This window comes from Plantactinospora alkalitolerans (genome assembly GCF_015690345.1).
Classification (GTDB): Bacteria; Actinomycetota; Actinomycetes; order Mycobacteriales; family Micromonosporaceae; genus Plantactinospora; species Plantactinospora alkalitolerans.
This window is the reverse complement of the sequence record NZ_JADPUN010000277.1, coordinates 1-6058: the sequence shown is the minus strand read 5'-3', so window position 1 is coordinate 6058 and position 6058 is coordinate 1. Positions and strand designations below refer to the sequence as shown.

The 6058-nt window shown below is 70.1% G+C and carries 5 protein-coding genes; 4 read left to right on the top strand and 1 reads right to left on the bottom strand.

The genetic code is table 11. The features are described from left to right. Positions 1-228: 228 nt before the first annotated feature. Positions 229-1011, bottom strand: coding sequence for a transcriptional repressor LexA (lexA, locus tag I0C86_RS32130; protein WP_196205051.1), 783 nt, complete (start codon positions 1009-1011; stop codon positions 229-231). A 318-nt stretch (positions 1012-1329) separates the two neighbouring features. Here lexA and I0C86_RS32125 point away from each other — a divergent pair, with 318 nt between their 5' ends. The 4 genes from I0C86_RS32125 to I0C86_RS32110 form a co-directional block, all read left to right on the top strand. After that, positions 1330-1581: a LysM peptidoglycan-binding domain-containing protein gene (locus I0C86_RS32125; protein WP_323373974.1), complete on the top strand. Its 252-nt coding sequence runs from the start codon at positions 1330-1332 to the stop codon at positions 1579-1581. A gap of 262 nt (positions 1582-1843) precedes the next feature. Continuing rightward, the gene (gene nrdR / locus I0C86_RS32120) at positions 1844-2353 is read left to right on the top strand and encodes a transcriptional regulator NrdR (protein WP_196205050.1); all 510 of its coding nucleotides are present in this window, start codon (positions 1844-1846) and stop codon (positions 2351-2353) included. A gap of 69 nt (positions 2354-2422) precedes the next feature. Beyond that, positions 2423-5281: a vitamin B12-dependent ribonucleotide reductase gene (locus tag I0C86_RS32115; RefSeq protein ID WP_196205049.1), complete on the top strand. Its 2859-nt coding sequence runs from the start codon at positions 2423-2425 to the stop codon at positions 5279-5281. A 121-nt stretch (positions 5282-5402) separates the two neighbouring features. Beyond that, a partial coding sequence (locus I0C86_RS32110; protein WP_196205048.1) for a DUF2332 domain-containing protein occupies positions 5403-6058 on the top strand: 656 nt, incomplete at its 3' end.

Here is a 6058-nt window from a genome sequence, read left to right as displayed (position 1 = left end):
GCCCGGCCCGGCCCGGACGAGCACCGGGGTGGGCAGCGTGGCGGCCCGCCGCGGAACGGTCAGGGCCCGGTGCCGCGCGGTGCTCAGTACGGTCAGCCGCGCCAGCGGTCCGGTGGGCATCCCGACGACTACTACGACCACCGTTGACCGAACTACTACTACCACCACCGTTGACCGACCACGTCGACCAGCCGTTGACGGGTGGCCGGTCGACGAGCGGCGGGGACGTCAGATCCGGCGGAGTACCGCCACCACCCGGCCCATGATGGTGGCGTCGTCGCCCGGGATCGGGTCGAAGGCGGGGTTCTGCGGCATCAGCCAGACGTGCCCGTCACGGCGGCGGTAGGTCTTCACCGTCGCCTCGCCGTCGAGCATCGCCGCGACGATCTCTCCCGCGTTCGCCGTCGGCTGCTGGCGTACGACGACCCAGTCGCCGTCACAGATCGCCGCGTCGAGCATCGAGTCGCCCTTGACCTGGAGCATGAAGACCTCGCCCTCGCCGACCAGTTCGCGGGGCAGCGGAAAGATGTCCTCGACGGCCTGCTCGGCGAGGATGGGGCCACCGGCGGCGATCTGACCGAGCAGCGGCACGTAGGCCGGCGTGGGACGTTGGGCGCGGGCGGTCTCGTCGTCGATCAGCTCGCTGGGCGGCCGGACGTCCACCGCGCGCGGACGGTTGGGGTCGCGTCGCAGGAATCCCTTCCGCTCCAGCTCCTTGAGCTGGTAGGCGACGCTGGACGGGGAGACCAGCCCCACCGCCTCACCGATCTCGCGGACGCTCGGCGGGTAGCCGTACCGCTCCACCCAGTCGCGGATGAACTCCAGGATGCGTCGCTGCCGGGCGGTCAGGTCCGCGGTCACCAGGTCCGGGAACGTGCTCACCGGGGCGACGGCCCGCAGGGCGGGCGCGCCGTCCCGAGCCTGCGGCCCGGCCGTGCGTCGGCTGGCCCGGGTGCCTGGTACGCCGCTCTTCTGGGGCTTCTGCCGGCTCGTCCGGTCGTCGGTCGACACGTCGTCCTCCTGGTGGCGGTGGGTGCCTTGGCGGCTCGTGGTGCGTCGTGGGGTCGGCGCCGGAAGTCCGCAGCGGCGGATCCGGCGTCGATGTTCACGACCGTATAGGTGAGATCACATAGTTTCAAACATCTGTACGACATCGGCGCGGCGTGTCGCCTCTGAAGACTCGACTTCGAACGGGTGTTCTGGTAGACCCATCGTACGTCTGTTCGTTAGAACTGGTGTTCGATCTTGGAGGTCGCGATGGGTGCGGCGGGGGTGCCGAGGGCTTCCGGAGGTGGCCGGCTGCGACTGACCCGGCGGGGTCGACTGGTCGTGACGGTTTTTCTGTTGCTGCTCGTGGCCGGTCTGGCGGCGATCCTGGCGCCGGCGTCCCGGGCCGCCGATCCGCCGGGACCGGTGCCGACCGCGGTGGTGCGTCCCGGCGACACCCTCTGGTCGGTGGCCGAGCGGCACCGGCCCGGTTCGCAGCCGTTCGCCGTGATCGAGAAGATCCGTCGACTGAACGGGCTCGAGGACTACACCGTGCACGCCGGGCAGCGGCTGATTCTGCCTACGGAGCGGTAACCGCCCGCCCTGCCACGGGGTTGAAGATTTGCGTGCCGCGCCACGCCCCGTCAACTTGACCTCGGCCCGTCGGCGACATACGGTCGACCCCTAGATGTAGTAGTGACATGGGTGTAAGTCGCCTAGAAGTTGGGGTTCAACTACCCGCAGCTCTCAGGTTCACCAACACCGCGGGAGCCACCTGGCGTGGCGGATCCGTGGCCGGTGGCTGCCCGTCGGGCGAGAGCCGCGCGATGGTCGTGATGGCGGAAGGAGGTCGGCGATGCGGTGTCCGTACTGCCGGCACGCCGACTCCCGGGTGGTCGACTCGCGGGAGGCCGATGACGGCCAGTTGATCCGCCGACGGCGGTCCTGCCCGGAGTGCGGCAAGCGGTTCACCACGGTCGAGGAGGCCGTGCTCGCGGTGGTCAAGCGCAGCGGGGTCACCGAGCCGTTCAGCCGGACCAAGATCATAGGCGGCGTACGCAAGGCCTGTCAGGGCCGCCCGGTGGACGACGACGCGATCGCCCTGCTGGCGCAGCGGGTCGAGGAGACCGTCCGGGCCAAGGGCGCGGCCGAGCTGCCGAGTCACGACGTGGGGCTGGCCATCCTGGGGCCGCTCCGGGAGTTGGACGAGGTGGCATACCTGCGCTTCGCCAGCGTGTACCGGTCGTTCGAGTCGTTGGACGACTTCGAGCGGGAGATCGAGACGCTGCGCGCGGCGGCGATGGCCCGGAGCCAGTCGGGGGACGGCATCGGGGTCGTCGGGGCGCCGAGCGCTCCGACCGGCTAGTTCTTTCAGTTTTCGAATCAGCGACGGACGCACGACGGGAAGAGTCGTGCGCGCAAGGGGGCGGATGAGATGTCGGGGGAAGGTGTGACAGCGAGCAAGTCACGGACCCGGTCGGCGGCGACCACGGGGTTGAAGGTGGAACGCGTCTGGACCACCGAGGGCGTACACCCGTACGACGAGGTGACCTGGGAGCGCCGGGACGTCGTGATGACGAACTGGCGAGACGGCTCGATCAACTTCGAGCAGCGGGGCGTGGAGTTCCCGGACTCCTGGAGCGTCAACGCGGCCAACATCGTGACCACCAAGTACTTCCGGGGCGCCGTCGGTACGCCGGAGCGGGAGTGGTCACTCAAGCAGCTCATCGACCGGGTGGTGCGGACGTACCGGGCGGCGGGGGAGCAGCACGGTTACTTCGCCACCGGTGCCGACGCGGAGATCTTCGAGCACGAACTGACCTGGATGCTGCTGCACCAGGTGTTCAGCTTCAACTCGCCGGTCTGGTTCAACGTCGGCACGGCCTCGCCGCAGCAGGTCTCGGCGTGCTTCATCCTGGCCGTCGACGACTCGATGGACTCGATCCTCGACTGGTACAAGGAGGAGGGGCTGATCTTCAAGGGCGGCTCCGGCTCCGGAGTGAACCTGTCCCGGATCCGTTCGTCCCGGGAACTGCTCTCCAGCGGCGGCACCGCCTCCGGCCCGGTCAGCTTCATGCGCGGCGCGGACGCCAGCGCGGGCACCATCAAGTCCGGCGGCGCCACCCGGCGGGCGGCCAAGATGGTCATCCTGGACGTGGACCACCCGGACATCGAGGAGTTCGTGGTCACCAAGGCGCGCGAGGAGCACAAGATCCGCGCGCTCCGCGACGCCGGTTTCGACATGGACCTCGGTGGCTCCGACATCGTCAGCGTCCAGTACCAGAACGCCAACAACTCGGTCCGGGTCTCCGACGAGTTCATGCGGGCGGTGCAGGACGGCGGCACGTTCGACCTGCGCGGCCGGCTGGACGGCGCGGTGATCGAAACGGTCGACGCGAAGGGGCTGTTCCGGACCATCTCCCAGGCCGCCTGGGAGTGTGCCGACCCCGGCCTCCAGTACGACGACACGATCAACGACTGGCACACCTGCCCGGAGACGGGCCGGATCACCGCCTCGAACCCGTGCTCGGAGTACCTGCACCTGGACAACTCCTCGTGCAACCTGGCCTCGCTGAACCTGATGAAGTTCCTCCGTGCCGACGGCGGGTTCGAGGTGGCCAAGTTCGTCCGGTCGGTGGAGTTCGTGATCACCGCGATGGACATCTCGATCTGCTTCGCCGACTTCCCGACCGAGAAGATCGGGGAGACCACCCGGGCGTACCGGCAGCTCGGCATCGGGTACGCCAACCTCGGCGCGCTGCTGATGGCGACCGGCCACCCGTACGACTCCGAGAGTGGCCGCTCGGTCGCCGCCGCCATCACCTCGCTGATGACCGGTACCGCGTACCGCCGCTCGGCCGAGCTGGCCGGCGTGGTCGGCGCCTACGACGGGTACGCCCGCAACGCCGAGCCGCACAAGCGGGTGATGCGCAAGCACGCCGCCGCGAACGACGAGATCAAGCCCACCGGCACGGTCGCCACCGAGATCGTCCGCGAGGCGACCAAGCAGTGGACCCAGGGCAACAAGATCGGTGACAAGTCCGGCTGGCGGAACGCGCAGGCGTCGGTGCTCGCCCCGACCGGCACCATCGGGCTGATGATGGACTGCGACACCACCGGGGTCGAGCCCGACCTGGCGCTGGTCAAGTTCAAGAAGCTGGTCGGCGGCGGCTCGATGCAGATCGTCAACCAGACCGTGCCGCGCGCGCTGCGCAGCCTCGGGTACCCGGAGGAGCAGGTCGAGGCGATCGTCGAGCACATCGCCGACCACGGCCACGTCGTCGACGCGCCCGGACTGAAGCCGGAGCACTACCCGGTCTTCGACTGCGCGATGGGCGAGCGGTCGATCGCGCCGATGGGGCACGTCCGGATGATGGCGGCCGTGCAGCCGTTCATCTCCGGCGCGATCTCCAAGACTGTCAACATGCCGGAGGCGGCCACCGTCGCCGACGTCGAGCAGATCTACTTCGAGGGCTGGAAGCTGGGCCTCAAGGCGCTGGCGATCTACCGGGACAACTGCAAGGTCGGTCAGCCGCTGTCGGCGTCCAAGCGGGAGCCGGCGAAGGCCGTCGAGCCCGCCGCGCCGGAGAAGACGGTCGAGAAGGTCGTCGAGTACCGCCCGGTGCGCAAGCGGCTGCCGAAGAAGCGGCCCTCCGAGACGGTCTCGTTCTCGGTCGGCGGGGCCGAGGGGTACCTCACGGCGTCGTCGTACCCGGACGACGGTCTGGGCGAGGTCTTCCTCAAGATGTCGAAGCAGGGCTCGACGCTGGCCGGGGTGATGGACGCCTTCTCGGTGGCGATCTCGATCGGTCTCCAGTACGGCGTGCCGCTGGAGACGTTCGTCGGCAAGTTCACCAACATGCGGTTCGAGCCGGCCGGGATGACCGACGACCCGGACATCCGGATGGCAGCCTCGGTGATGGACTACATCTTCCGGCGGCTGGCCCTGGACTTCCTGCCCCAGGAGCGGCGGGCGGAGCTGGGCATCTTCACCGCCAAGGAGCGGGCCGCGCAGTTGCGGGCGGAGGCGGAGGCGGAGAGCGCCGTCGACCTCGCCGCGATGGCCGCGTCCGCACCGGTGGAGACCAGGTCGGAGCCGGCGGCGGAACGCCAGGTCGAGGCGGCGGCGCCGGAGCGGCCGGCACCGCAGGTCGGCTCCTCGACCGAACTGCTGGAAGCGGTGCTGGGCAAGGCACAGGACGCTCCGCTCTGCTTCACCTGTGGCACCAAGATGCGCCCCGCCGGTAGCTGCTACGTCTGCGAGGGCTGCGGCTCCACCTCCGGGTGCAGCTGAGGTCACGGTCGAGGCGCCGTCGAGAGCGCGGTAACGGCACAGGGGAGTCGGGCTGTTCGCCCGGCTCCCCTCGCCGAACCCTGGCGTTGAACGCCGGGAGTTCGAGGACGACCATTGGGAGATGACCGCCGCCACGATCTACGCCGACTTCGCCGCGCGGGAGGCACACGGTGTGTCGCCCGGGTACGAACGACTGGCCCACGCCGTGTCTCGGGACGACGACATCCTGGCCCTGCTCGCCGCGCTTCCGCCGGCCAGGCGCCAGCCCAACCTGCTGTTCGGCGTCGTACGGCTGCTCGGTGGTCCGATCGACGATCCGACCGCGTTCCGCGGCTACACGGTGGCGAACTGGCCGGCGATCGAGGCGGAGCTGCGCAGCCGGGCCACGCAGACCAACGAGGCCGGGCGGTGTGCCGTACTGCTGCCGGTGCTCGCCGCGCTGCCGCAGCCGCTCGCGCTGATCGAGGTCGGCGCGTCCGCCGGGCTCTGCCTCTATCCCGACCGGTACGCCTACCGGTACGGCGGGACGTCGGTCGGCTCCGGTGAGCCGGTGCTGGAGTGCGAGGCGACCGGAATGGCGCCGCCGGCCCGCGTACCCGAGGTGGTGTGGCGGGCCGGCCTGGATCTGAACCCGCTCGACGTGACGGATCCGGCGGACGTCGCGTGGCTGGAGGCGCTCGTCTGGCCGGAGCATACCCACCGCCGCGCCCGGCTGCGGGCCGCGGCGGCCGTCGCGGCGGCCGACCCGCCGCTGCTGGTGCGCGGCGACCTGGTGGA

What these genes read in the sequence shown, in the direction of transcription:
- nrdR (WP_196205050.1), top strand. Translation starts at nt 1,844, where the DNA reads ATGCGGTGTCCGTACTGCCGGCACGCCGACTCCCGGGTGGTCGACTCG.
- I0C86_RS32115 (WP_196205049.1), top strand. Translation starts at nt 2,423, where the DNA reads ATGTCGGGGGAAGGTGTGACAGCGAGCAAGTCACGGACCCGGTCGGCG.